Origin of the sequence: Rhizobium sp. AN6A (genome assembly GCF_900215635.1) — a bacterium.
GTDB classification, from domain to species: Bacteria; Pseudomonadota; Alphaproteobacteria; order Rhizobiales; family Rhizobiaceae; genus Agrobacterium; species Agrobacterium tumefaciens.
Genome location: NZ_OCNC01000004.1, coordinates 583,117 through 607,440, shown reverse-complemented (window position 1 = coordinate 607,440; position 24,324 = coordinate 583,117). Strand labels below are relative to the sequence as shown.

The 24,324-nt window shown below is 60.7% G+C and carries 24 protein-coding genes; 16 read left to right on the top strand and 8 right to left on the bottom strand.

Annotation, left to right across the window (positions count from 1 at the left end):
* The first annotated feature begins 111 nt into the window (after positions 1 to 111).
* From CRO62_RS15620 to CRO62_RS15610, 3 genes are read left to right on the top strand one after another with little or no spacing between them, the layout of a single operon-like run.
* A complete protein-coding gene (locus tag CRO62_RS15620) occupies positions 112 to 1,005 on the top strand; it encodes a heme/hemin ABC transporter substrate-binding protein (RefSeq protein ID WP_097100819.1) in 894 nt (297 codons plus the stop codon).
* A complete protein-coding gene (locus CRO62_RS15615; RefSeq protein ID WP_097100818.1) occupies positions 1,002 to 2,090 on the top strand; it encodes a FecCD family ABC transporter permease in 1,089 nt (362 codons plus the stop codon). Before CRO62_RS15620 ends, CRO62_RS15615 begins: the two co-directional genes overlap by 4 nt.
* Positions 2,087 to 2,869, top strand: coding sequence for a heme ABC transporter ATP-binding protein (locus CRO62_RS15610; RefSeq protein ID WP_097100817.1), 783 nt, complete (start codon positions 2,087 to 2,089; stop codon positions 2,867 to 2,869). Before CRO62_RS15615 ends, CRO62_RS15610 begins: the two co-directional genes overlap by 4 nt.
* A gap of 71 nt (positions 2,870 to 2,940) precedes the next feature.
* On the opposite strand, the gene CRO62_RS15605 is transcribed toward CRO62_RS15610, so the two are convergent.
* Positions 2,941 to 3,297 carry a YbaN family protein gene (locus CRO62_RS15605; RefSeq protein ID WP_003514002.1) on the bottom strand — a complete coding sequence of 119 codons (357 nt, stop codon included), beginning with the start codon at positions 3,295 to 3,297 and terminating at the stop codon, positions 2,941 to 2,943.
* A 259-nt stretch (positions 3,298 to 3,556) separates the two neighbouring features.
* Here CRO62_RS15605 and CRO62_RS15600 point away from each other — a divergent pair, with 259 nt between their 5' ends.
* The 5 genes from CRO62_RS15600 (at position 3,557) to CRO62_RS15580 (ending at position 7,709) form a co-directional block, all read left to right on the top strand.
* Positions 3,557 to 3,952 (top strand): VOC family protein, encoded by a 396-nt coding sequence (locus CRO62_RS15600; protein ID WP_003514001.1) that lies wholly within the window; start codon positions 3,557 to 3,559, stop codon positions 3,950 to 3,952.
* A 14-nt stretch (positions 3,953 to 3,966) separates the two neighbouring features.
* Positions 3,967 to 4,659: a uracil-DNA glycosylase gene (ung, locus tag CRO62_RS15595; RefSeq protein ID WP_097100816.1), complete on the top strand. Its 693-nt coding sequence runs from the start codon at positions 3,967 to 3,969 to the stop codon at positions 4,657 to 4,659.
* A gap of 121 nt (positions 4,660 to 4,780) precedes the next feature.
* Complete coding sequence (locus CRO62_RS15590) at positions 4,781 to 5,857, top strand: siderophore-interacting protein (protein WP_097100815.1); 1,077 nt, start codon at positions 4,781 to 4,783, stop codon at positions 5,855 to 5,857.
* Positions 5,858 to 6,022: 165 nt separating this feature from the next.
* A complete protein-coding gene (locus CRO62_RS15585; protein WP_097103050.1) occupies positions 6,023 to 6,967 on the top strand; it encodes a VOC family protein in 945 nt (314 codons plus the stop codon).
* Between the two features lie 127 nt (positions 6,968 to 7,094).
* Positions 7,095 to 7,709, top strand: a complete 615-nt coding sequence (locus CRO62_RS15580; RefSeq protein ID WP_097100814.1) for an alpha/beta hydrolase — start codon at positions 7,095 to 7,097, stop codon at positions 7,707 to 7,709.
* A gap of 117 nt (positions 7,710 to 7,826) precedes the next feature.
* Here CRO62_RS15580 and CRO62_RS15575 read toward each other — a convergent pair whose 3' ends face one another.
* Positions 7,827 to 8,411 carry a transglycosylase SLT domain-containing protein gene (locus CRO62_RS15575; protein ID WP_013636743.1) on the bottom strand — a complete coding sequence of 195 codons (585 nt, stop codon included), beginning with the start codon at positions 8,409 to 8,411 and terminating at the stop codon, positions 7,827 to 7,829.
* A 682-nt stretch (positions 8,412 to 9,093) separates the two neighbouring features.
* On the opposite strand from CRO62_RS15575, the gene CRO62_RS15565 reads away from it, so the two are divergent.
* Positions 9,094 to 9,627, top strand: coding sequence for a transglutaminase-like cysteine peptidase (locus tag CRO62_RS15565; protein WP_026330751.1), 534 nt, complete (start codon positions 9,094 to 9,096; stop codon positions 9,625 to 9,627).
* A gap of 53 nt (positions 9,628 to 9,680) precedes the next feature.
* Here the strand turns inward: CRO62_RS15565 and CRO62_RS15560 are convergent, their stop codons facing one another.
* Positions 9,681 to 10,568: a DMT family transporter gene (locus CRO62_RS15560; protein WP_026330752.1), complete on the bottom strand. Its 888-nt coding sequence runs from the start codon at positions 10,566 to 10,568 to the stop codon at positions 9,681 to 9,683.
* A gap of 240 nt (positions 10,569 to 10,808) precedes the next feature.
* On the opposite strand from CRO62_RS15560, the gene CRO62_RS15555 reads away from it, so the two are divergent.
* Together CRO62_RS15555 and CRO62_RS15550 are read left to right on the top strand one after the other, a co-directional pair.
* Complete coding sequence (locus tag CRO62_RS15555; RefSeq protein WP_003513983.1) at positions 10,809 to 12,107, top strand: adenylosuccinate synthase; 1,299 nt, start codon at positions 10,809 to 10,811, stop codon at positions 12,105 to 12,107.
* A gap of 70 nt (positions 12,108 to 12,177) precedes the next feature.
* On the top strand, positions 12,178 to 14,481 hold the full coding sequence (locus CRO62_RS15550; RefSeq protein ID WP_179784543.1) for a hypothetical protein: 2,304 nt from the start codon (positions 12,178 to 12,180) through the stop codon (positions 14,479 to 14,481).
* A 451-nt stretch (positions 14,482 to 14,932) separates the two neighbouring features.
* Here CRO62_RS15550 and rpoH read toward each other — a convergent pair whose 3' ends face one another.
* From rpoH to CRO62_RS15525, 3 genes are all read right to left on the bottom strand, one after another.
* Complete coding sequence (gene rpoH / locus CRO62_RS15540; protein WP_003491840.1) at positions 14,933 to 15,835, bottom strand: RNA polymerase sigma factor RpoH; 903 nt, start codon at positions 15,833 to 15,835, stop codon at positions 14,933 to 14,935.
* A gap of 165 nt (positions 15,836 to 16,000) precedes the next feature.
* Positions 16,001 to 16,825, bottom strand: coding sequence for a class I SAM-dependent methyltransferase (locus CRO62_RS15535; protein ID WP_097100811.1), 825 nt, complete (start codon positions 16,823 to 16,825; stop codon positions 16,001 to 16,003).
* Positions 16,826 to 17,109: 284 nt separating this feature from the next.
* Positions 17,110 to 18,132, bottom strand: coding sequence for an RluA family pseudouridine synthase (locus tag CRO62_RS15525; RefSeq protein ID WP_097100810.1), 1,023 nt, complete (start codon positions 18,130 to 18,132; stop codon positions 17,110 to 17,112).
* Between the two features lie 38 nt (positions 18,133 to 18,170).
* Here CRO62_RS15525 and CRO62_RS15520 point away from each other — a divergent pair, with 38 nt between their 5' ends.
* Complete coding sequence (locus CRO62_RS15520; RefSeq protein ID WP_003513978.1) at positions 18,171 to 18,563, top strand: hypothetical protein; 393 nt, start codon at positions 18,171 to 18,173, stop codon at positions 18,561 to 18,563.
* Positions 18,553 to 19,425 carry a TrmH family RNA methyltransferase gene (locus tag CRO62_RS15515; protein WP_097100809.1) on the top strand — a complete coding sequence of 291 codons (873 nt, stop codon included), beginning with the start codon at positions 18,553 to 18,555 and terminating at the stop codon, positions 19,423 to 19,425. The genes CRO62_RS15520 and CRO62_RS15515 overlap by 11 nt, the downstream gene beginning before the upstream one ends.
* Before the next feature lie 259 nt (positions 19,426 to 19,684).
* On the opposite strand, the gene CRO62_RS15505 is transcribed toward CRO62_RS15515, so the two are convergent.
* Positions 19,685 to 20,884, bottom strand: a complete 1,200-nt coding sequence (locus tag CRO62_RS15505; protein WP_097100808.1) for a hypothetical protein — start codon at positions 20,882 to 20,884, stop codon at positions 19,685 to 19,687.
* Between the two features lie 143 nt (positions 20,885 to 21,027).
* A complete protein-coding gene (locus CRO62_RS15500) occupies positions 21,028 to 21,624 on the bottom strand; it encodes a DUF1134 domain-containing protein (RefSeq protein WP_003513975.1) in 597 nt (198 codons plus the stop codon).
* A gap of 250 nt (positions 21,625 to 21,874) precedes the next feature.
* Here CRO62_RS15500 and chpT point away from each other — a divergent pair, with 250 nt between their 5' ends.
* The 3 genes from chpT to CRO62_RS15485 all read left to right on the top strand — a co-directional run bounded on the left by chpT (position 21,875) and on the right by CRO62_RS15485 (position 24,305).
* On the top strand, positions 21,875 to 22,522 hold the full coding sequence (chpT, locus tag CRO62_RS15495) for a histidine phosphotransferase ChpT (RefSeq protein ID WP_003513974.1): 648 nt from the start codon (positions 21,875 to 21,877) through the stop codon (positions 22,520 to 22,522).
* A gap of 86 nt (positions 22,523 to 22,608) precedes the next feature.
* Positions 22,609 to 23,136 (top strand): GNAT family N-acetyltransferase, encoded by a 528-nt coding sequence (locus tag CRO62_RS15490; protein ID WP_097100807.1) that lies wholly within the window; start codon positions 22,609 to 22,611, stop codon positions 23,134 to 23,136.
* A 122-nt stretch (positions 23,137 to 23,258) separates the two neighbouring features.
* A complete protein-coding gene (locus CRO62_RS15485; protein WP_179784542.1) occupies positions 23,259 to 24,305 on the top strand; it encodes an alpha/beta hydrolase family protein in 1,047 nt (348 codons plus the stop codon).
* The last annotated feature ends 19 nt before the right edge of the window (positions 24,306 to 24,324 follow it).

Sequence of the window (24,324 nt, the reverse complement as noted above, 5' to 3'; positions counted from 1 at the left end):
TTTACTCCACTTATCGATTGCGCCTTCTATAAACATGTGCAAATAACTCAAGTTAAATAAGATGGGCAATCCCGTATCCGCCCGTGCCAGCTTGTGTTTCAGGATAGCGTTATGTTGAATTTAAGCCTTCGCTCGTTCGTTTTCGCCGCCCTCGTGCCCGCCGTCATCGCCGTTGCCGCGCCCGGAGCTAGAGCTTCGGACAAGGGCAACCCGGAGGCGAAACGCATCGTTGCAGTCGGCTGCACGGTAACGGAAATCCTTTATGCGCTGGGCGCGAGCGACCGCATCGTGGCGCGTGACAGCACCAGCAGCTATCCGGCGGACGTGCTGTCCAAGCCCGATATCGGCTATATGCGGGCGCTCTCGTCGGAGGGCATTCTGTCGCAGAAGCCCGATCTCATCCTGTCTGAAGACGGGTCCGGCCCGGCGGATGTCGTTGCCATCCTCAAGGCCAGTGCGGTGCCTTTCGTCACCATCGATACCCCGCCGAGCGGCGACGCCATCCCCAGGAAGATCGAGGATGTCGGTGCGGCAGTTGGTCTTGCCGACAAGGCAAAGGTGTTGGCCGCGGAAACCAAGGCCGGGCTTGATGTGCTCGCCAAGGACGTCTCAGCCGTGCCGGAAAAGAACAGGAAGCGCGTGCTCTTCGTGCTCTCCAGCGCCGGCGGTCGCATCATGGCGGCGGGCAAGGGCACCGAAGCGGCGGCGATCATCGAAATGGCCGGTGGCATCAATGCCGCGCAGGAAATCAGCGGGTACAAGCCGTTGACGGATGAGGCGGTCATCGCCTCCGCGCCCGATGTGGTGCTGACCATGGCGCGCGGCGACCATGCCGGCAAGGCGGAAGAGATTTTCGCGCTGCCCGCGTTCCAGTCCACGCCGGCTGCTGCGGAGAAGGCGCTGATCAGCATGGACGGGCTTTACCTCATCGGTTTTGGCCCGCGCACGCCCGCCGCCGGTCGTGAACTGGCGCACAAGCTCTACCCTGATGTGGTGAAGCCGTGAGCCTTGCTGCCTTGAGTTCCGCGGAGGGCAGGGTTGCCGGTGACAGATCCCGTCAGGGGGTCGTTACCCTTGCCGTGCTCGTTGGCATCCTGCTGTTTGCCTGTGGCGTGTCGCTCGTCAGCGGACCCACGGGTGTCGGCATTTCCGAACTCTGGGCCTATCTGACTGGCAGCGCGGATCAACTCGATGCGCGCGATAAAGTCATTCTCGAAGCGGTGCGCCTGCCGCGCACGGCGCTCGGCATGTTGATCGGTGCTGGGCTTGGCGTCTCGGGCGCCATGATGCAGGGTCTTTTCCGCAATCCGCTGGCCGATCCCGGCATTGTCGGCGTCACCTCGGGTGCAGCACTTTTTGCGGTTGCGGCCATTTCTCTCGGGGAAGGCGCGCTTGCAACGGTCGCCGTATTTTTCGGCCCGCATTTTCTGCCGCTGATGGCGTTTTTCGGCGGGCTTTTGAACACCTGGCTGCTTTACGTCATTGCCACAAGGGATGGCGCCACCTCCACGACGACGCTTATTCTGGCCGGTATTGCGGTTGCGGCGATCAGCGGTGCACTGACCGGCCTGATGATCTTTGTGGCCGATGACCGGGCGCTTCGCGACATCACCTTCTGGTCTCTCGGTTCGCTTGGTGGGGCCACCCCTGCCAAGGTTCTCGCCACCTTGCCCTTCATCATCGTCGTGCTCGCCATCATTCCCTTTGTCGCAAGGGGGCTGGATGCGCTGATCCTTGGCGATGCGGCGGCCTTTCACATGGGCATTCCCGTGCAGCGGCTGAAGCGAGTCGTCATTCTGGCCGTTGCCGCTGCCTGCGGGGCAAGCGTGGCGGCTGCCGGCTCCATCGGTTTTGTCGGTATCGTCGTGCCGCATCTGCTGCGGCTCGCCATTGGTCCATCGCACCGCTTCCTGCTGCCGGCCTCTGCACTTGGCGGGGCCGCACTTCTGCTTCTCGCCGACAGTTTTGCCCGCACGGTTGCGGCACCGGCGGAACTGCCCATCGGCGTGGTCACCGCGCTGATCGGCGCGCCGGTCTTCCTGTTCCTGCTGCTTGGTCGCGGCGGATTTTCCATGCGGAACATGTCATGATTCGGGCCGAAAACCTCACCCTCATCCGCTCCGGCCGCCGTCTGCTCGACGAGGTATGCGTCGATCTGAAGCCCGGCAAGGTCAATGTCATTATCGGCCCGAACGGTGCCGGCAAATCGACGCTGATGAAGGTTCTGTCCGGCGAGATGCGTGCCGAGGCCGGTTCAGTGACCTATAATGATACCGCCCTGCCGTTGTTCACGCCGGTTCAGCTTGCGCGCATCAGGGCCGTGCTGCCGCAGAATACCCAGCTTGCCTTTCCTTTCACCGCGCTCGAAATCGTGCGCATGGGCGCTGTCGCGCAAGGGTCGCGCGCGCCGGAAGAGCAGGCCCGCCGGGCGCTCGCCAGGGCCGGACTTCGCGGGTTCGAGCAGCGTTCCTACAACATGCTATCTGGCGGCGAGCAGCAGCGCGTGCAATTTGCCCGCGCTCTTGCCCAGGTGCCGCATCCCGTGGAAAACGGCGAAGTGCGGGCGCTGTTTCTCGATGAGCCGACGGCCAGTCTCGATATCGGCCACCAGATCGCGGTGCTGGAAACGGCGAGGGATTTCGCTATTGGCGGCGGTCTCGTGCTTGCGATCCTGCACGATCTCAACCTTGCGGCAGAATTTGCCGATCAACTTATCGTCATGCATGGCGGCCGGGTAACGGCGAGCGGTCCATCGCTGGACACGATCAGCGACGAGACGATTGCAAGGGTCTATGGCATTGGCGGCGTCGTCGGACGGCTGCCGGCGCGGCATATTCCTTATGTGCTGCCGCAGTCGAGGCATCGCTAGAGCATTTCCAGGAAAAGCGGAACCCGGTTTTCCGTCAGGAAATGCGACAAGGCTCTAAAGGTGATGTCGCCTCAGCTTTCCGGCCGGGTGACGATGAAGAGTGCAGAGCCGAGCATGACGGCGGCAACGATTGCCGCGCGCAGGGCCGGCGGGTCGCTCAGGAACCAGAAGGCGGCATAACTCGCACACATGGCCGACAGGGCCGCAATCTTCGCCTTGCGGGCAATTGCGCCGCGTTCGCGCCATTGCCGAAGCGACGGGCCGAATCGGGGGTGGGTCAGAAGCCACGCCTCGAGTTTTGGTGAGGAGCGGGAGAAGCACCAGAGCGCCAGCAGCAGAAATGGCGTGGTGGGCAAAACGGGAAGAAACGCGCCGACGATGCCGGTCGCGACCATAAGCCAGCCAAGACAGAGGTACAGAAGGCGCATGGATATGCCGGTATCATGAGTTCTCTACTCAGGATAGAGCGGCGGGGCGAAATGTGAGGGCCATTTTGACCGGAAATCCCGCGTGTCCAGGACATGCGCCAACTGTTTCGCCATCACATTTGCCGTGATCGGGCGGTTTCCCCTGCTCCTTAATCCGTCTTTAGGGTTGAAAGCACGGCACTCTGTCTTTATCCCCTTGGTCCGCAATGTCCGGAGCACAACCGGACGACGACGAGATAAGAAGCAGAAGGAAAACACCATGGCCAAGCTGATCCACTCGATGGTCCGGGTGCTGGAAGAAAAGCGTTCGGTGGAGTTTTACAAGCAAGCTTTCGGGCTTGAGATTGCGGAACGTGCCGAGTTCGAAAATTTCACGCTGATCTATCTCAGCAATGCCGAAGGTGATTTCGAGCTGGAGCTCACTGTCAACCGGGGTCGCGAAGTGCCCTATGCGCTGGGTGACGGCTACGGCCATCTCGCGGTCAGCGTTGCCGATGTGGATGCCGAACATCAGCGTTTCATCGAGCTTGGCCTGTCTCCGGGCAAGATCATCGAAGCCGACCATAAAGGTCAGCCTTTCGCGAAATATTTCTTCATTTGCGATCCGGATGGCTACAAGATCGAAGTGCTGCAGCGCGGCAACCGGTTCAAGTAACAAAGAGGCACATCATGGCAGAGGAAGGCGTCAAACTCGAAGACAGCTGGAAACGTGTTCTTTCCACCGAATTCGCCAGCCCCTACATGCAGAAGCTCAAAGATTTCCTGCTTGCCGAAAAAACTGCTGGCAAGCACATCTTTCCCAAGGGTGCCGAATATTTCCGGGCGCTGGATCTGACCCCGCTCGACAGGGTCAAGGTCGTCATTCTGGGGCAGGATCCCTATCATGGGGTTGGCCAGGCACATGGGCTTTGCTTTTCGGTGCAGCCCGGCGTGCGCATTCCGCCGTCGCTCGTCAATATCTACAAGGAATTGCAGAGCGATCTGGGCATCCGCCCCGTCAGTCACGGTTTTCTGGAAAGCTGGGCGAAACAGGGCGTGCTTTTGCTCAACAGCGTGCTGACGGTGGAAGAATCGCGCGCTGCCTCGCATCAGGGGCAGGGCTGGGAAAAGTTCACCGATGCCGTCATCCGCGCCGTCAATGACGAATGCGAGCATGTGGTGTTCCTGCTCTGGGGTTCCTATGCCCAGAAGAAGGCGGCTTTCGTGGACCAGAAAAGACACCTCGTGCTGCGCTCGCCGCACCCTTCGCCGCTTTCGGCCCATAACGGCTTTTTCGGCAATGGCCATTTTTCCAAGGCAAACGCCTTCCTGGTTTCCCATGGCCGCGAGCCTATCGACTGGCAATTGCCTGAAACTGCTTAAGCAACCTTCCAGCCTCCTCCGTCATGCCCACTCAAGACGGGCATGACGGTGAGTCCAGCAAACATCTTTACAGCGCAGTCGGGTCCGGTTTAAGAATACTCGACTACAAAGTGAAGGATTTATGCCCGTGTCTCTCCTGTCTGCAGAAACCACTGTCTCGCTGCCCGATCCCGCATCGATCGTCGATGCTTTCGAGGATCATTTCTCGGAGCATATGGAGATGGAGCGGGAAGGGACGACGGTGCGTTTCAAGGCGGAATATGGCCATGGCAGCTTCAGCGCCGAAGGTGGCCGGTTCGCCGCCCGGGTAAGCTGCGTTTCCGAACATATATTGACGTCGGTCAAGGCCATGGTGGCCGAGCACATCGTTGAGTTTTCCGGCAAGACAGGGCTCGATTTCCGTTGGAGCGGACACGGCGCCTATCAGCGCGAGCTACCCAATCTCTTCGTCGGCAAGGTTGCCCGCGCCTATAATCTGACGCCGCATATGCGCCGTCTCGTGGTGTCCGTCGAAAGCGGTATTGAAAGGCTTGTCACCGGCGGCATGCATGTTCGCCTGCTGCTCGTTCCCGATCAGGCGCGCGCTGCGGTTTGGCCTTACCTCGCGCCCACCGGCGCGATCGTCTGGCCGGCGGGCGAGGATCTTCTGACGCGGCGCGTCTATACCATCCGCTCCGGCGATGTCGGCCGCGGTGAGGTGGATATCGATTTCGTCATGCATGAGGGCGATGACATGCCGGGCGCAAATTTCGGCGCGACGGCAAAGCCGGGCGACGTTCTCGGCATCATCGGTCCGAGCGGCACTTGCCCGGAAGCGGAGCGTTACGTCTTTGCCGGCGACGAGACCGCGCTGCCGGTGATGCTGCGCATGGCGGCGGAAATGCCTGCTGGCAAGACGCTCAGCGTTTATGCCGAGATCGACAACGAGGCGGAACGGCAGGAGATCGTCTGCGCCGCCAATGTCGAATGGACATGGCTTTATCGGCGCGGCAAGCCCGCCGGCACATCAGGCCTTATCGAACAGGCGTTGCGCGGCCATGCCTGGACGGGCGAGCATGACGGCCTGCATGTTTTCGTTGCCTGCGAGAAGTCCGAGGCGAGGGCGGCGAAATCCTTCCTCACCGATGAGATCGCCTTCCCCAAGGCATCGCTGCGCGCCGTCGGTTACTGGACCATGGGCCTTGCCGACGATCATTGAGGCATGCCTCTATCGACTGGGTTGAACAGTCGGTTTTATCGTTCACCAATCGGGAACAATCCGTTCCTGTTGCCGGTCTATGCCCGCAGCACTTCTTACCCCATCTTCACGCCATGAACACGGCTGGCCCGATTGACGGGCCGCCAGGGCGAAAAGGGGTTTATCATGTTGAACCAGATCAAGGGCCTGCACCACGTCACGTCCATGGCCGGTAGTGCGCGCCAGAACAACGGCTTTTTCACCGATACGCTCGGCCTGCGCCGGGTGAAGAAGACGGTCAATTTCGATGCGCCGGATGTCTACCATCTCTATTATGGCGATGAGGTCGGCACGCCCGGCTCCGTCATGACCTATTTTCCGTTCCCGCATATTGCCCGTGGCCGTCCCGGCACCGGCGAAGTGGGCACAACGCTGTTTTCCGTTCCGGAAGGCTCGCTCGGCTACTGGCAGGATCGTCTTTCCAAGGCGGGCGTGGACGGTCTGAAGGCTGACGAGGCATTCGGCAACAAGCGCCTGCATTTTGCCGGTCCCGATGGTGATGGTTTCGCGCTGGTCGAGGTCAAGGATGATGCCCGTGCGCAGTGGATCGGCAATGGCGTCGGTGTGGATCAGGCGATTCACGGTTTTCAGGGCGCCTCGCTGCGTCTTCGCGACGAAGGGGCAACGGCAGAGCTTCTGAAGTTCATGGGTTATGAGGAAGTGGACCGCCAGGACGGCGTGTTGCGCCTCGGCATTCCAGGCGGCAACGGCGCCGATGTCATCGATATCGAGACGATGCCTAATATCTCCGGTGCGCGCCTTGGCGCGGGTTCGGTGCACCACATCGCCTTTGCGGTCGAAAACCGCGAAAAGCAGCTCGAAGTCCGCAAGGCGCTGATGGATACCGGCTATCAGGTGACCCCGGTGATCGACCGCGATTATTTCTGGGCGATCTATTTCCGCACGCCCGGCGGCGTGCTGTTCGAAGTGGCCACCAACGAGCCCGGTTTCGACCGCGACGAGGACACGGCGCATCTCGGCGAGGCGCTGAAGCTGCCGACCCAGCACGCGCATCTGCGCGCCCAGCTGGAAAAGCAACTGGAGCCGCTGGATGACGAGAAGGCGGTTTAACGGCTGCGATCGATTTTAGGTGAAATTCGGCGGCCGTCACCCTCGGGCTTGCCCCGAGGGTCCATGCGCTATCGGCGTGGATGGTCGGGTCTAGCCCGACCATGACGGGGAATATAAGGAAGCATTCATGAACAAGGACACATATTTCCACAAGTCTCGCCCCGGCAATGCTGGCGCACCGATCTTCGTCGTGCTGCATGGCACCGGCGGTGACGAAAACCAGTTCTTCGATTTCGGCTCGGGCTTGCTGCCAAAGGCAACCATCATCTCGCCGCTCGGCGATGTCGCCGAACATGGCGCGGCGCGGTTTTTCCGTCGCACGGGCGAGGGCGTCTACGACATGGCCGATCTAGAGCGGGCAACAGCCAAGCTGGCGGATTTCGTCAAAGCCAACCGGGAGCACTATCAGGCTGGTCCGGTTATCGGTCTCGGTTTTTCCAACGGCGCGAATATTCTCGCAAATGTGCTGATCGAACAGCCGGAGCTTTTTGATGCCGCCGTGCTGATGCATCCGCTCATCCCGTTCGAGCCGCAGGCGGCTGCGGCCAAATCCTCGCGCCGGGTGCTGATCACGGCCGGAGAACGCGATCCCATCTGCCCGGTGCCGCTGACGAAGGCGCTGGAAAAGAGCCTTGAAGCGCAGGGCGGCACGGTGGAAACGGTGTGGCATCCGGGCGGGCATGAAATCCGTTCGAACGAGATCGAGGCGGTTCGGGCGTTCCTGGCGCCTTATGGAGGATAGCTTTCTGCCCGGCCTCATTCCTCACCGTCATGCCGGATCTAGTCCGGGGTGACGGTGAGGGTAGGTGATCCGCCTTTCCGCGTCGCATCCAGACAGAACGATCCTGCTACCCCCGCCTCAGCGATATCCGCATTGCTGCAACTGCGCCTCGTAACGCAGGGCCATGTTGGCGGAGCGGCGGGCGGCTTTCTGGACGGCGGAATTGTTGCGCCAGCTTCCCTTGGCGTAACCGGCATGGCCGGAATAATAAGCGAGGTAGAGGTTATAGGGATCGTTCAGCGCAATGCCGTTTTCGCGGCGGCTCTTGGCGTGATACCAGCCGACGAAATGGATCGCGTCGGTGAAATCCGTGCGGCTTGCCGACCAGCGGCCGGTTTCGCGCTTGTAGACTTCCCATGTACCGTCCAGCGCCTGGGCATAACCGTAAGCGGTGGACTGGCGCGTCCAGGGAATGAAGCCGAAGAGTTTGGTGCGCGGCGGGCGGGCATAGGGGCGGAAGGCAGATTCGGTGTAGATCGTTGCCATCATTACCGGCACCGGCACGCCGAACTCCCGTTCGGCTGCCCTCGCGTCACGTCGCCAGTTGTTGAAGAGGCCGTTCCGCTGCTCGAAAATCGCACAGGCATTGGTGACCTGCGACGGTGCGGTTGCGCAACCAGCCAGAACGGTCATCAGTAAAACAACGGCAAATACGCCACGCATCGCGGAACCCTTTCGTTCCGCTATTCTTAAATTGCTAACCATTAACGTCGGGTTTTAAGACAAGGTTAATTCAAATGCCGCCGATCAAGCGCTTGTTAACCCGCTGAAAATTCCTGTGTCCGGGATGCGGCAAAACCATGGGGTAAGTGGCGTTTTTTTCCGGAAATGGCATTGCCGGCATCCCCGCACATCCCCGGTCTCACAAAGCCGCTTATGTTTATCCCATCCCGGTCATCCAGCGTGCGCGCGGCGCAAGGTGGGCGGGGCAGGCGGCCAAAACCGGGGAGTTTCCCGATGTCACGGTTGAGGCGGCCGGCATGTGCTCATCCTCCAAACAGGAACCGGTTTGGCGGGCGGGTCACATGTTGAAGCCGGGGCCGCATCGTCTGCAAAACCCTGCTACACCATTTGATACTCCCGCAGCGATGCGGCCCCTTTATCGCTTCTAAGCGTTGCCTCGGTTTCGGGGCGACGGGCGCGGGCTATGTTTCCGGAGAGCCTGCCCCCTGTACAAAAATGAAAACCGATAAAATTGTAGCAATCGGCTTAAAGCGGCTGAAAACAGTGCTGTGCCATTGTGGCATCACAGACAAGGAGCGGACAACCTGCAAGGACGGGGCCGCTGCGGAAAACAGAAATCGAGACCGGCACAAGCCGGCGGATCGTCAAACGGGGTATGAAAATGCTGAAGAAGATTATTGCTGCCGCCATCTGCGGAATTGCCATTGCTTCCATGTCCACTCATGCCGATGCGGCTGGTGCCGCCGGTTTTGCCCGCAGCTTTGCCGCAGCCGAAAAGAGCGCCGTAACACAGATCGGTATTTCGGCGCCCGGCGGTTTTGATGGCTGCGTTCTGTCCGCCGGCCAATGCGTTTCGACGATTGCCGCGCCGCTGACCGGCGAACGCCGCGATGAACTGCTGCGCGTCAACCGCGATGTGAACGCCACCATGGGCGCACTCGATGATTATTTCTCCGGCTTTTCAGCCGATGTTCCGGCAACGCCTTCGGTAAGCGCCAATGATTGTGGCGATTGTGCCGCGATCAAGCGCACGGCACTGGCCGGTGCCGGCTGGTCTTCCGCAGCACTGCGCCTTGCCTTTTTGCTTGATGATGACGGATCGCTCGAAAAGGTGCTTATTGTGAGCACCGACAAGGGCGATATCGTGCTCGGCAATGCCGCTTTCTCTCCGGTTGAGCGCGAAACCGCGCTCTAACCCGAACTTTTCATGCCTGCCAGACTGCGCCGGTTTTCCAGACCCTTACGGGATCAGGAAGCCGGCGATTTTTTTCGTTCCGCCACGGCAATGCCGGCCAGCGCCATCACCAGCGCCGCGATCTGGTAGGGATGCAGGGTTTCGCTGAGGACGATGACGGAGAGAAGCGTGCCGAAGACCGGGACGAGGTTGATGAAAAGACCGGCGCGGTTGGCGCCGATCTGCTCCACGCCCTTGATGTACAGGATCTGGGCGATGAGCGACGCGAAGATGGCGGCATAGACCACCAGCACCCAACCCTTCTGATCGGGCCAGACGACGTTGTCGCGTGAGATTTCCCAGAAGACCAGCGGGACTGAGGTTAGGAGGGCGAAAAAGGCGGGGATCGCCATCAGCGTGCGCCAGTCCACGATTGGTTTCCAGCGCAGGATGACGGTGTAGATGGCATAGACCAGCACCGCCAGCAGCATGATGGCGTCGCCGGCATTCATCTCCAGTTGCAGCAGCGAGACCGGATCGCCATGCGAGGCGAGAAGCGCCACGCCCGCAATGGTGAGACAGAAACCGGCGATCTGGCCGAACAGCACACGGGTGCGGAACAGGATGAAGTTCAGCACGAATATGACCATGGGAATGCCCGCCTGGATGACGGCGGCATTGATGGCGGAGGTGTGCTGCAGCGCGGTATAAAGAAAGACGTTGAAGGCGGTGTAACCGACACTGCCGAGCACGAAGAAGTAAGGCAGGCGTTTTTTCACCACCGGCCAGTCCTTGATGAGCTGCGGCACGGAAATGGCGAAGATGATGGCGACGGCCAAAACCCAGCGCAGGAAGGTAAACGCCATGGGGCTGATGTGGCCGACGGCGAGCTTTCCGGCAACGGTATTGCCACCCCAGCAGAGCGTGGCGATGATGAGGGCGAGATAGGCTTTCGAAGGCACGCTGATGTTTCGCTTCTTCAAGGGGCGGGAAAAGGCTAGGGGGTGAATAGCGGCCTTGCGTCCGCGCTTGTCCCCCCACGGGGCGAGATAATGCGGAATTCGGCGTTTTGTCACGGAAAAAGCAAAATTCACCATAAGAAACAGGGTCGCTTTCCGTAAAACAACGCAGTATACATTCGCGGGTTTGGGTTTCCCATCGGGTTATCGGGCGCGCAAGCGCCATGAGCAGGAAAGCAAGAAATGACGAATGTTGTGGTGGTCGGCTCGCAGTGGGGCGACGAAGGCAAAGGCAAGATTGTCGACTGGCTGTCCGAGCGGGCAGATGTCGTCGTGCGGTATCAGGGCGGCCACAATGCCGGCCATACTCTTGTCATCGATGGCATCAGCTACAAGCTTTCGCTTCTGCCTTCCGGCGTCGTGCGTCCCGGCAAGCTCGCCGTCATCGGCAACGGCGTCGTGGTCGATCCGCATGCGCTGATCGCTGAAATCGGCCGTCTGGAAGTGCAGGGCGTGAAGGTCACGCCGGAAAACCTGCGCATTGCAGACAATGCCACGCTCATTCTTTCCCTGCACCGCGAACTTGATGGCATGCGCGAAGACGCCGCCTCCAACAGCGGCACCAAGATCGGCACCACGCGCCGCGGCATTGGCCCGGCCTACGAAGACAAGGTCGGCCGCCGCGCCATCCGCGTCATGGATCTGGCCGACATGGAGGCGCTGTCCGCCAAGGTCGATCGCATCCTGACGCATCACAATGCGCTACGTCGCGGCTTCGGCGCTGCTGAAGTTTCGCATGAAACCATCATGGAAGAGTTGAGCTCGGTTGCAGAACGCATCCTGCCGTTCAGCGAAACCGTATGGCTGCTGCTCGACAAGAAGCGCCGCGCCGGTGCGCGCATCCTGTTCGAAGGCGCGCAGGGCTCGCTGCTCGATATCGACCACGGCACATACCCCTATGTCACCTCTTCCAACACGGTTGCCGGTCAGGCCGCTGCCGGTTCGGGCATGGGTCCGGGTTCGCTGGGTTATATTCTCGGCATCACCAAGGCCTATACGACCCGCGTCGGCGAAGGTCCTTTCCCGACCGAGCTGCATGACGAAATCGGCCAGTTCCTGGGCGAAAAGGGCCATGAGTTCGGCACCGTCACCGGCCGCAAGCGTCGTTGTGGCTGGTTTGACGCAGCGCTGGTGCGCCAGTCGGTCGCCACCAACGGCATCACCGGCATCGCGCTCACCAAGCTTGACGTTCTCGACGGTCTGGACGAGCTGAAAATCTGCGTCGGCTACAAGCTCGACGGGCAGGAAATCGATCATCTTCCCGCAAGCCAGGGTGCGCAGGCTCGTGTCGAGCCGATCTATGTCACGCTGGAAGGCTGGAAAGAATCTACCGTCGGCGCCCGAAAATGGGCGGATTTGCCTGCTCAGGCAATCAAATATGTCCGTCAGGTGGAAGAACTGATCGGGGCGCCTGTCGCGCTTCTGTCGACAAGTCCGGAGCGTGACGACACCATACTTGTGACTGATCCGTTTGAGGACTAATGTCCTCGGCGATCTAGATTCATAAACCATATCGGGCCGGTACGTCGCCGGTCACGACGAGAAAGTGCTTATGGCGGATTTTGTAGCAGTCATTCGCAAGGCCGTGGATGGCTTGGCGAACAATACTCCCGAAAACCGGGCGAAGGTTTACGACAAGGCGCGCAGTGCGGTTGTGCGCCAGCTCGAGAATATGAAGCCACGTCCGCCGGAAGAATTGTTGCGCCGGCAGATCGCCAAGCTGGACGCCGCCATAGCCGAGGTGGACAGTGAATATGCCGAGGCCTTGCCGGCACTGGAGGAGGATGATGCTTTCTCCCCCGTGGCGGAAGAGGCGGTCGCTGCCTATCATCCACAGGATGTTGCCGAACAGCCTGCCGTTCATGCCGCCGAGCGGTACGAGGCGGTTGAGGAAGAGCCTGCTCCGGTTGTGCCCGCACATTCGGAGCCGGTTTATCCTGTCCAGCCAGAGCCGGTTTATGAAGAACCCGCCCGCGAAGAGGAGCCTCTCCCCGAGGAACCCGTCGCCGCTCTCATCCCGCATGAGGAACAGCATTACGGGGCGCGTGAGCCGGAAGAGCTTTACGACGCACCCGAACCGGCCCGTGTCGCGCCGGTTCATGAAGCCGGTCCTCACGAGGAAGCTGGTACCTATTTCACCCGCGCGCATGAAGAGCCGGCCTATCAGCCGGAGGACGAGCGCGTTGGCGATATCGCGCCTGAAGCGGCTGCCCCCCATGCCGATGATTCCGTGCCGCCCCATTGGGCGCAGCCGGTTGATGAGGATGACTGGCGCAAACTCGAAGAAGCGCAGGACGAGGATGTTCGCCCGGCTGCCGAGGCCGAAGTGCGCCACGAGAGGGACGACCATTCCGTCGTCGCCGGTTATTCCGCGCAGCACTATCAGGCCCCGGATGTCAGCTTCGAGCCTGAGCGGCGCGACGGGGACGAGCATGCCGGTTACCGCGCTGCTGCCGATCACGATCCGATTTTTGGCGGGCACGACGATTTTTCCGAACCCCGGCAGACCGAAGACACGGCCCCGAAGAAGGCTGCTGTCGTCGAGGACTTCTCGTCCTATTTCGAGGACACGGATCTCGCTATCCCGCCGAAGGCCACGCCTGCGTTGCCGCGCGCCGATCACGATCCCTTCGATGACCGTGCCTCCAAGGACAACAAGGAGCGCACGCCCTGGGACGATCTGGACGAGCTGATCGGTTATGACGGCGCATCATCTTCCAGCCGGGCAACGACGAACGAAATGCCCGCTCTCGGTGCTGGTGCCGCGACGCCCGCTTACATGGTCAAGAAGAAGCCGCGCCGGAATTATGCCTCGCTGGTGCTTGCGCTTGTGGGCGCCGGGCTTCTTGCCGGTGGTGGTTATGCGCTCTGGTTGAACCGTGATGCGCTGAACGACATGGTCGGTGGCCTGGTGCAATCGGCACAGAAGGATGGCGGCACGCAGACGCCTCCAGCCAATACGGCGCAGACGCCGACATCCACACCGCCAGCTGCCCAGCAGCCGCCTGCCAGCGGGCAGCAGCCGACGACAAGCCCGACCAACCATCAGGCGCAGCCGCATGCCGATGACGGGTCCGTCACCGGCACGAAGTTCACCCAGCGGCTTCTGGCCGACGGGACCGAGCGCGACGAGGGGCCGGCGCCGGGCGCCAACGGTCAGCCCGTCACGGCGGAAGGCCAGTCGGTCTATGAGCAGAATGTCGCGCCGCCGCCTGCGGGCGAGGCTCCGGCCAATACTGCTGCGGGTACTCCTGCTGGTACGCCGCCGGCACAGCCGCCTGCTGCGGCCGCTGCCGCCACCGGCGACCGCATGTTCCTCTACGAGGAAGTGCTGGGCCAGACGGTTCCCACCGCCATTCAGGGCAGCGTTTCCTGGTCGTTGCAGCAGGAAAACGACAATGAGGGTCGTCCGTCCGCAACGGTGCAGGGCCAGATCACGGTTCCCGGCCGTGGCCTCAGTGCGCTCATCACCTTCAAGCGCAACACCGATCCTTCGCTTCCGGCAAGCCATCTGATCGAGATCGTCTTCTCGGTTTCGCCCGGCTTCGAAGGCGGCGCGATCGACAGCGTCCAGCGCATCGCGATGAAGAGCACGGAGCAGGATCGTGGTAACGCCCTGATCGCGGTTCCGGCCAAGATCACCGACGATTTCCACATGATCGCGCTCAACGACTTCCCGGATGCGATGAAGACCAATCTGGAGCTGTTGAAGAGCCGCAACTGGATCGACATCCCGGTCTCCTACCGCAACGGCCGCCGTGCGCTTCTGACCTTGCAAAAGGGCAATGACGGCATCGCCGCTTTCGATACGGCGCTACGCGAATGGGCGGCTGCAAAGCCCGCGACCGGTCAGTAATTGGTGTGGGGGCGGCTCAGCCCGCCCTTTTGTTAGGCAACCGGCGACCTGCTTATGGAACGGCTGCGGCGGTGTCTTTGCTTTGTCGGGTGATGGGTTTTGGGGATGTTGGTGGGTGCGGCTCACCCCCCCTCTGCCCTGCCGGGCATCTCCCCCACAGGTGGGGAGATCGACTCGCGGCAAGGTTTCGCCTTTCTTGACGGTCGAGATAGCGCAACGCGGGCGCCTCTTGCCAATCTCCCTCCCTCCTTGTGGGGGAGATGCCCGGCAGGGCAGAGGGGGGTAGGCGGCATACTCTGAAGCGCGGATATTTTCCCTACCGCTTTCCTCCAGCACAATCGCGGGTCTCAGAGGCAGACCATTTCCCATCGCCCGCCCTTTACAAACAAAAAATCCCCGGCCGAAGGCCGAGGATAATTCATGGTCAGCGCATTGGCGTCGAACCCTTGCCTTACGCATCCACCACGCGCAGCGCGCGGGCGGCTTCAAGGGCTTCCTTCTGCACCGCTTCCTGAACCTTCTCGAAGGCGCGAACCTCGATCTGGCGCACGCGTTCGCGGCTGATGTCGAACTCGGATGAGAGTTCTTCCAGCGTTACCGGGTCTTCGGCTAGGCGGCGGGCCTCGAAGATGCGGCGTTCACGGTCGTTAAGCACGCCCATGGCCTTGGCCAGCATACGGCGGCGGGTTTCCAGCTCGTCCTGCTCGATCAGCACGGCTTCCTGGCTTTCATGGTCGTCCACCAGCCAGTCCTGCCACTGGCCGGATTCGCCTTCGGATGCCTTGATGGGCGCATTCAGCGATGCGTCGCCATGCAGGCGGCGATTCATCGAGATCACTTCTTCCTCGGAAACCTGCAGCTTTGTGGCGATTTCCTTGACGTGTTCCGGCTTCAGATCGCCATCGTCGATCGCCTGGATACGGCCTTTCAGCCGGCGCAGGTTGAAGAACAGGCGTTTCTGGTTGGCAGTCGTACCCATCTTCACCAGCGACCACGAACGCAGGATATATTCCTGGATCGAAGCCTTGATCCACCACATGGCGTAGGTGGCCAGACGGAAACCGCGTTCCGGATCAAACTTCTTCACCGCCTGCATCAGGCCGACATTGCCTTCGGACACGACTTCGCCAATCGGCAGGCCGTAACCGCGGTAACCCATGGCAATCTTGGCAACAAGGCGCAGGTGGCTGGTGACGAGCTTGTGAGCGGCGTCGCGGTCACCATGCTCGGCGTAACGCTTGCCAAGCATGTACTCTTCCTGCGGCTCCAGCATCGGGAATTTACGGATTTCGTCGAGATATCTATTGAGACCGGCTTCGCCGGCCGTAATTGTAGGCAAACTATTGCGGGCCATAAAGCACCCCCTTATCTATGGTCTGAAACGGCACCCTCATCGATTGGCGATTACTCGCCCAAGGCACACCGCTAGTGGCGGGTCGTTACCGACCCCGCACGAACCCACGTAACAAATATGTATGCACCCGCCGCGTTTCAAGCGAACACAGCGTTCACACATGCGTTATGTCCCGGCGACACCTTCTTTGACCTGTTTAACTTTCGAACGGTAAATTCGTTCCGAAAAACCACCGAGACCAGAGCGCACCATCAGCTCATACATGACCCGCCGGCGGGTGGGGTTGTGCAGGCGAACGACCCGGGAGCCGAGAAACTCCGTTTCGACATGATCGAGTGTCTGCAAGTCGGGGCCAGAGGCAATCGCGTCCGCGTAGACAGCGTGAAATTCGCGGCGGCAGACATAGGTCTTGTATTTCGTCATGGCGAAGCAGGCGAGGCTGTGGCCGTGGGTGCGCAGAAAATCGGCGACGCCAACGGTCACTTCCGGCCATGCGGGGTTGAAGGTATCGTCGAAGACGATGACGCCGTGTGGGGCGATCACCTCCAGCGCCAGTTTCGCGTCCGCCAGCACATGGTGCAGGTGGTGCCCGCCGTCGATACTGAAGAACCTGACGGGACCGGTCCGCGAAGTGATATCGGTGGGTGCGAGCCGGGTGCTGTCGCCCTTGATGATCAAGTCCTCATCCATCGCAAAACCCAACCGCCTGCCGTTTTCCATCAGGCGGTCATATTGGTCGAGGCTTCCGTCCGAGGGTGGGTCGAGTTCGAACAGGTCGACGCCCAGTACCTTTTCCTGCGGCTGCGCGAATTTGCGCAGCAGAAAATAGGACCGGCCATAATAGATGCCGATCTCCGCCATGCCGCCCTCCAGGCCGTCCCTTGTCTGCGCCTGCAGCAGCGCCTTGAAGACAAGAGCGTCGGGTGGGTCGATATAGCCTTCGACGCTTCGTAATTCCTGAAAGATAAACTGGCGTTCATCGGTATTCATGCGCGATAGATCCCGTCGTCATGCCGGTTCCGTTCAGCTCTGCGGATAAAACGGCGTTCCTTGCAACGTCTGTCTTTCGGCAAGCCCGAGGTCCGGCCACGGCATTCGCGGTGGCGATTTCAAGCTTTCCGGGGTTCGAAGAGGTGCGACGATTGAAGCGGAATTGGGGCGGTCTACAAGAAAGACCATGTGGGGAATATCGCTATCCGCTAATCTCTTTTTATTTTCCGTGGCTTCCGGCTAGATGCACGGCGTGGTTTTTTTGACCTCGCCGTGCGGCATTTTCAGCTGCGCAGGGCGGTAAGCAGTTCTTCCATATCATCAGGCATGTCTGTTTCGAATTCCATCACCTCGCCGGTGCGGGGATGTTCGAAGGCCAGGAGATAGGCATGCAGCGCCTGTCGCGGAAAGCGGTTGACGGTGCTTCTTGCCGGTTCCTCAAGCAGGTTCGCCTTGGTGCGAAAGGCCGCGCCATATTCGGGGTCGCCGATCAGCGGATGGCCGATATGGGCCATGTGCACGCGGATCTGGTGGGTGCGGCCGGTTTCCAGGCGGCACTCCACCATCGAGGCGAGGCAGGACGAATCCGCCTTTTCATGGAAACGTTCCATCACCTCGTAATGGGTAATCGCCTCGCGGGCATCGTCCGTGTCCTCGCGCTTGACGGCGCGTTTGGTGCGGTCGGCGCCGCGGCCGAGTGCGGCGTCGATGGTGCCGCGTAGCGTGCGCGGTCGGCCCCAGACGACGGCCTTGTAGGCGCGTTCCAGCGGGCCGGTGCGGCCGTGATCGGCAAATTGCGCGGCGAGATGGCGGTGTGCATTGTCGTTTTTCGCCACGACCATGACGCCGGAGGTTTCCTTGTCCAGCCGATGCACGATGCCGGGGCGCTTCACGCCGCCAATGCCGGAGAGGCTGTCGCCGCAATGATAGATGAGGGCGTTGACCAGCGTTCCGGTCCAGTTGCCGGCGCCGGGATGCACAACGAGACCGGCGGGTTTGACGAGTACGATCAGGTCGTCGTCCTCATATTCCACATCGAGCGGGATATCCTCGCCCTTGGGTTCGGGGTCTTCCGGCTCCGGCATGACGATCTCGACGCGGTCGTGCGGGTGCACCTTCTTTTTCGGCTCGGTCACCGGCGTGCCGTTCAATAAAACGGCACCCTGCTCGATCAGGGCTTTCAGGCGGCTGCGCGACAGATCGCCGCCAACTTCGCCCGCAAGCCACACATCGATGCGGCCTTCGGCGTCTTCGCCGGCAATCAGGACTTTCCTTGCGTCTCCGCCTTGTTTAAAGGGGTCGTTCATTCTTATTTTTCCGATCAATCAGCATTCTAGGGAACCCGATGACGCACATCGAGCAAGACGAACAGGAAGACAAGCCGCTTGATCCGGCCATGGATAAAGTTCGCCGCAAGATGATCCGTTTGCAGATCGTGTCGGGCTCCGTGATGTTCATCAGCCTTATGGCTGTGTTCGGCGCGGTTGTCTACAAGGCGGTAGGACCATCGAAAACCGTTGTAACGCAGAGCGTACCGCAAAATCTGGCGGTTCCCACCGGCAACGGACCGCTTGCCGTGACCGCCAGCCTGCCGCAGGGCTTTACGATCGACAATGTCAGCTATTCCGGCGGTGACATGCTGTTTTACGGCAAGCTTGCCAACGGCACCCGCAAGGCGCTGGTCTTCAACGTCGCGGCCGGCCGGTTTCTCGCCGATGTGACGGTCGATGCCCAGTGAGGATATTGCTCCGGCGGGTGCGCATGCGCTCCTGGACGGTCGGGCTCTGATCCCGGTCGAAGACCCGGCCGATCCGCGCATTGCCGCCTTTCGCGATATTCGCGAGCGTGATCTCACCGGTCGCCAGGGCCGTTTCATCGCGGAAGGCACGGTTGTGTTGCGTATGCTGGCCGCCGCCCACAAGGCGGGTGGTGCCTTTGCGGCAGAAAGCATTCTCATCCTCAAGAACCGGCTTTCCGGCGTCGCGGATATTCTTGCCGATTTTCCGCCCGATGTGCTGGTCTATGTGGCGGAAGCGCCGGTGCTGGATGGCATTGTCGGTTTTCACCTGCATCGCGGCATTCTGGCGCTTGGCCGCCGGGTGCGTGACATTACGCTGGACGGGTTGACGGACGCGCTTCCCGCCTCCTCGCTGGTGCTGGTGGGCTGTGGCATTTCCAACCACGACAATCTGGGTGCGATGTTCCGCAACGCCGCGGCCTTTTATGCCGATGCGGTGTTTCTGGACGAGACTTCATGCGATCCGCTCTATCGCAAGGCGCTCCGGGTGTCCGTCGGTTCCGTTCTCTCGGTTCCCTATCATCGCGGCGGTGGTGCGGTGCAGATGCTGGAGCAGCTTTCGCAGGCCGGTTTTGCGATCTGGAGCCTTTCGCCGAATGGCGAGACCGAGATTCGCGATATTCCACGTTCGGAGCGCATGGCGCTGGTCATCGGCACGGAAGGCGAGGGGTTGCCGCAATCGGTACTGTCTCGGTTCCATACCGCCAGGATTGCGCAGTCGCCGCAATTGGACAGTTTGAATGCGGGGACGGCTTCGGGGCTGGCGCTTTATCAGATGGCGGGGGCTATCGGGCGGGTTTAGGTTCGGCGGCGTTTTTAGAGGGGCTTGTTCCCTTCGGCGGCTGAGACTTATCCCCGCCTTTGCGTATGAGGCTTACCCCCCTCTGCCCTGCCGGGCATCTCCCCCACAAGGAGGGAGATCGACCTGAGGCGAGGTCTCGGCCATCTCAACATTTAAGAATAAAGTGGCGGTAGCGCTTCTTGCTAATCTCCCTCCTTGTGGGGGAGATGCCCGGCAGGGCAGAGGGGGGTGAAGCCGCATACGCAAAGGCGTAGAGGTATCAACCCTTCCGCTTCTCCATCAACACACTCGCCCGCTTCGCAAGGCTCTCACGGCCGGTCGAGGCGCTGGCCTTCGCAAGCAGCCCCGGGATCGGCGACTTGTCGCTTTCCTGTGCCGCCGTGAGCGCGATCATCTGGGCGGCGATGCGGGCGATTTCGCGACGAATCGGTTCGTCGTTGCCGGTGCCGCGCACATTCAGCAGGCGTTCGGTGAGTGCCGTTCCCTGATTGCGGATATCTTCGATCTCCTGCTCCAGACCTTCCGGCGGCGGCGCTGCCGGTTCCATGGCGGTTGAGGCCGTTGCAGTCTCTGCCGTGACCACGGGCGCGATCTCGGGCGGGGCGGGCGCCTTTTGCGGCTGGCTTGCGGTTTCCCCGTTCAGTACGGCGGGGTTGGGCAGACGAATGATCATGTCGTCGGCGCGGCCGCCGGTTGCGGCAAGCTGTTCCTTCAGACGGGCAACCTCCTGATTGCGCAGGGTCAGCATGGTGTCGAGATCGGCATTTTTTGCCATGACATTGGCGATCTGTTCTTCCAGCCGGGTGACCTTGCGGCTTTCGCGCGCAACCGCCGTCATGGCCTCCTTGTTGCGGGCAGCGACATCCTGCAACTCGCGGGTCGCCGTTTCGCCCTCCTTGCGGAAACGCGAGGCAGTCTGTTTTGCCTGCTCGGCCTCCAGATCGCGGGTGGCGGCGAGGATTTTCGAATCATCCAGCTCGCGGGTCAGATTGGTGAGGCGAGCGGTGATCTCAGACATCTGGCCGGCACGCGCATTTGCGGCCTGTTCCTGCTCCAGAAGGTTTGCCTGTATTGCGCCCGCGCGTTCCTCGCTGGCGTCGAGTGCGCCGCGCAATTCGCCGATTTCCAGCGTCAATTCCTCGATTTTCAGCAAAAGGCCGCGGTTCTGCTCGCCGAGGCGATAGGCATCGCTGGATGCTGCCTCGTTGGCGAGGCGGAGCGAGGTGTTCTTTTCCCGTTCGGTGTCCAGTTCCTGACGAACCTTGGCGTTTTCGGCGGCATAGAGCGCGCGTGCCATGTCCTTCTGGGCGCGAACTTCCTGGGGGCTGATGGGCATTGTCGCGCGCAGCCGGTTTTCCGTATAGGCAACGATGCGGCGATGGATCGCGGGCGCGATCAGCAAGGCCAGCAGGGTTGCGGTGAGAAAACCCAATCCGAAAAGAATGGCATATTCAATCACGCGAGACAGTCTCCGAAACTCAGATACGCGCGCATTCGGAAAGAGGAGCGCGAGAGCACGTTACGCTATTATTGCAACCGTTGGGAGGGGTATCGCCAAGGCAATTGCGTGGGGAGCCGCAAGAGTGCCTCCCCATCTCAGCGTCAGAAGGGGTTCCAGGTCGGTTCCTGGGTAAGCTTCAGGTAGCCGACATTGATGCCGAGGCGCGCGCCGATGCCGGTGCGAATGGGTGCCAGCGTGACATCGCTGCTTTTCAGGTAGGTCATGCCGACGCCGGCGACGATGAAGGCCGAGCCGCTGACGCCGCCGTAACGGCGATAAAGCGAATCGACCGAAGGCAGATTGTAGACCAGCATCATGGCGCGGGTGCCTTGGCCGCCGTAATCGAGGCCGAGCGACGGGCCTTGCCAGAAGACGGGATGCTGGCCGGCATTCTTGGTATAAAGCGTGCCTTCGCCATAGGTGAGGCCCGCGACGAAAGCGCCGGAGCCTTCCTGCCCCAGAATATAACCGTTCGGAAGACCGTATTGCTGGAAGGCGCGTTCCACCACCTTGGCGAGGCCGCCGGTGGTTTCACCGAAGAATCCGTGGCCTGCATCCACGACTTCCTGAAAAGAATATTGATCGCTGTTCTGGGCCGAGGCCGGTGCGGCCCACATCAAAAGGCTGGCAAGGAGCGCAAAAATCTTTCCCAGTCCGAGGCGTGCAATGGTGCGGGTTTTCGTAAGGCGCATCGTCATGTCCGTCCGTCTGTTCGTTGGTGCATCAGCCCGAAAATCCGAATCGATTTTCGGCAGGGCCCATGCGAAGATTCAAAGTTCCAGAGCATCCTTTATACGTCCGAACGGACGCAGGGCGCTCCAGGGTGGCCTGTTAAGGCATTTGGCATTTTGAAACCATCCTATTAACAATCGGTTTACCAAATATGGTGTCATTATGGCTTAACAATTTCCACACCGTCCGCGCCTCCCTTGCGCAGGAGAGAATTTTATGACGAGCAAACTCAATATCACGCTGTCCGGTCCCGATCTGGCAGCTCTTCTGTGCAGTCGTGTGTGCCATGACGTGATCTCTCCTGTCGGCGCCATCAATAACGGCCTCGAATTGCTGGACGAGGGCGGCACGGATGACGATGCGCTGGATCTCATCCGCACATCCGCTCTTAACGCATCCGTGCGGCTGAAGTTCGCCCGCCTTGCTTTCGGCGCGTCCGGCTCCGCCGGGGCTTCGATCGATACCGGCGAGGCTGAAAAAGCCGCCAAGGATTTCGCTGCCGCCGAAAAGAAGGCCGAAGTGACCTGGAACGGCCCACGCGCCATCGTCGCGAAAAATCGTGTCAAACTTTTGCTCAACCTCTTTCTCGTGTCCTACAGCGCGATCCCGCGCGGTGGCAATGTGGATGTGGTGCTGGAAGACCCGGAGGGTGACGCGAAATTCGAAATCACCGTCAAGGGCAAGATGATGCGCATTCCGGCCAAATTCGCCGAGATCTACGAAGGCAGGCTGGAAGAGGCGGTCGACGCCCATTCCGTGCAGCCCTATTACACGCTGCTTCTGGCGGAGGAGGCCGATATGGCCGTGGAATACAAGGTGCATGAGGATCGCATCGTGTTTACCGCAAAGACGGTTGCCGCGTGATCGTTCAGTTGCAGAGGTAGTTTTGCGAAAGGGCCGGGTAGCGTTTTCCGACGCGCCGGCTTTTTTTGCTTTTGAGGAAGAGGTTCATGACACGTCTGACAACCGCGCGCCTCGTCCTGCGGCCGCACGCCATCACGGATGAAGCGCTTTATTGTGCGTTCTGGAGCGCGGATGTCCGGCCCATCGAAGGGGTCACATCGATTACGCCGCTGGACGCCGAAGTCGCCTTTGCCCGTCTGTTGCGCTTCATCGGCCATTGGTCGGTCTTCGGCTTCGGTCCCTTTGTCGTGGAGGAGACAAGCTCCGGGCGTATCGTCGGCGAAGTGGGCTTTGCCCATATGCGCCGTGGAAACGGCACCGATTTCGATGGCGTGCCAGAGGCGATGTGGAAAATCGATGCTGATCTGAACGGCAAGGGCGTCGCGACCGAGGCGGTGGCGGCGGCAACAGGGTGGTTCGATCGCAGCGGAATTTCGCAGCGGACCGTCTGCATGATCGACCCGCTCAATACCCCCTCGCTCGCCATCGCCACCCGTTTCGGCTTCCGCCTGTTTCGCGATTCGACATTCCGGGGCAATCCCATCCGGCTTTTCGAGCGGGTGGTGGGGGGTTAGTGCTGCGCATTCCAGCCTTGTCGTCTCGATCGCGTTTCAGGGCGACCTGAAACCTGTTCGAGGTCTCGGACGGTGGCGGTTTGAACCAAGGGTTGATCCAAGATCAATTTTTGGAGCTTCACATGCGCTATTTTCTTGTGGTTGCCATCGCCATCCTCTCCACCGCTGCGCCCGTGATGGCGGAGAACGCCATTGGTTTCAGACAGCTGGAATTGCCCGATGATTCGGGCACGCGAATGCTGAACCTGTCATTGTGGTATCCGTCCGCGCCATCGGGAAAAACTGAGACGGTGGGCGAAAACGCGGCCTTTTATGGTCTCGAGGTTCAACCTGATGCGTCGTTTCTGGCCGGTTCCCGTCCTCTGGTGTTGCTGTCACACGGGTTTGGCGGAAGCTGGCGCAATCTGAACTGGATCGCCGGTGAGCTTGTTCAGCAGGGTTATATCGTGGCCGCGCCGGATCACGCGGGCGAATCATTTACTGAAGAGAATGCGATGGAGATCGTGCCGTTATGGGAACGCCCGCGCGACATCAGCAGAACGTTGACGGCATTGCTCGATAACGATCAACTCGCTGGCAAAATCGACAGGGCACGCATCGCGGTCATCGGCCATTCTCTCGGAGGCTGGACCGCTATGGAGCTGACTGGTGCCCGCTACAGCGCCGATCTCGCGCTAAAAGACTGCAATGCGGAGAAGGTTCTGCCGCAATGCAAGGCGCCACGGTTGCTGGCCAAGGTCGGAATCGTTAACGGCGGCAAGGCCGATCCACGCCTTTCGATGGATTTGCGCGATGCTCGCATCCGCGCGGTGATTGCGCTCGACGCTGGCCCGGCTGCCGGTTTCCTGCCGGAAACGCTGAAACGTGTCGATGTACCGGTTCTGGTTCTGGCCGCCGGTGTGGAAACGCCGGAGATTGCCGCCATCAAGGTTGATTCGGAATATATCGCCCGCAATCTGCCAAAGGCGACCACGGTTTATCGGGAAATACCGGATGCCAGCCACTTCAGCTTCATGCAGATATGCAAGCCAAACGGCGAAAAAATCGTTGAGGAGCTTTCACCGGGGGAAGGTTTCGTCTGCCGTGACGGCGGGGGCAGGGACCGCCTGGCCATCCACCGGCAGATCGCGGAGGCGATTGTCGGCTTCCTGAACGTGGAAATGCATTGAGACAGGTGTTCGGGACGTC

Coding starts and splice junctions, on each gene's coding strand:
- CRO62_RS15620 (WP_097100819.1), top strand. CDS start 112: ATGTTGAATTTAAGCCTTCGCTCGTTCGTTTTCGCCGCCCTCGTGCCC.
- CRO62_RS15610 (WP_097100817.1), top strand. CDS start 2,087: ATGATTCGGGCCGAAAACCTCACCCTCATCCGCTCCGGCCGCCGTCTG.
- CRO62_RS15605 (WP_003514002.1), bottom strand. CDS start 3,297: ATGCGCCTTCTGTACCTCTGTCTTGGCTGGCTTATGGTCGCGACCGGC.
- CRO62_RS15600 (WP_003514001.1), top strand. CDS start 3,557: ATGGCCAAGCTGATCCACTCGATGGTCCGGGTGCTGGAAGAAAAGCGT.
- ung (WP_097100816.1), top strand. CDS start 3,967: ATGGCAGAGGAAGGCGTCAAACTCGAAGACAGCTGGAAACGTGTTCTT.
- CRO62_RS15590 (WP_097100815.1), top strand. CDS start 4,781: ATGCCCGTGTCTCTCCTGTCTGCAGAAACCACTGTCTCGCTGCCCGAT.
- CRO62_RS15585 (WP_097103050.1), top strand. CDS start 6,023: ATGTTGAACCAGATCAAGGGCCTGCACCACGTCACGTCCATGGCCGGT.
- CRO62_RS15580 (WP_097100814.1), top strand. CDS start 7,095: ATGAACAAGGACACATATTTCCACAAGTCTCGCCCCGGCAATGCTGGC.
- CRO62_RS15575 (WP_013636743.1), bottom strand. CDS start 8,411: ATGCGTGGCGTATTTGCCGTTGTTTTACTGATGACCGTTCTGGCTGGT.
- CRO62_RS15565 (WP_026330751.1), top strand. CDS start 9,094: ATGCTGAAGAAGATTATTGCTGCCGCCATCTGCGGAATTGCCATTGCT.
- CRO62_RS15555 (WP_003513983.1), top strand. CDS start 10,809: ATGACGAATGTTGTGGTGGTCGGCTCGCAGTGGGGCGACGAAGGCAAA.
- CRO62_RS15550 (WP_179784543.1), top strand. CDS start 12,178: ATGGCGGATTTTGTAGCAGTCATTCGCAAGGCCGTGGATGGCTTGGCG.
- rpoH (WP_003491840.1), bottom strand. CDS start 15,835: ATGGCCCGCAATAGTTTGCCTACAATTACGGCCGGCGAAGCCGGTCTC.
- CRO62_RS15535 (WP_097100811.1), bottom strand. CDS start 16,825: ATGAATACCGATGAACGCCAGTTTATCTTTCAGGAATTACGAAGCGTC.
- CRO62_RS15525 (WP_097100810.1), bottom strand. CDS start 18,132: ATGAACGACCCCTTTAAACAAGGCGGAGACGCAAGGAAAGTCCTGATT.
- CRO62_RS15520 (WP_003513978.1), top strand. CDS start 18,171: ATGACGCACATCGAGCAAGACGAACAGGAAGACAAGCCGCTTGATCCG.
- CRO62_RS15515 (WP_097100809.1), top strand. CDS start 18,553: ATGCCCAGTGAGGATATTGCTCCGGCGGGTGCGCATGCGCTCCTGGAC.
- CRO62_RS15500 (WP_003513975.1), bottom strand. CDS start 21,624: ATGACGATGCGCCTTACGAAAACCCGCACCATTGCACGCCTCGGACTG.
- chpT (WP_003513974.1), top strand. CDS start 21,875: ATGACGAGCAAACTCAATATCACGCTGTCCGGTCCCGATCTGGCAGCT.
- CRO62_RS15490 (WP_097100807.1), top strand. CDS start 22,609: ATGACACGTCTGACAACCGCGCGCCTCGTCCTGCGGCCGCACGCCATC.
- CRO62_RS15485 (WP_179784542.1), top strand. CDS start 23,259: ATGCGCTATTTTCTTGTGGTTGCCATCGCCATCCTCTCCACCGCTGCG.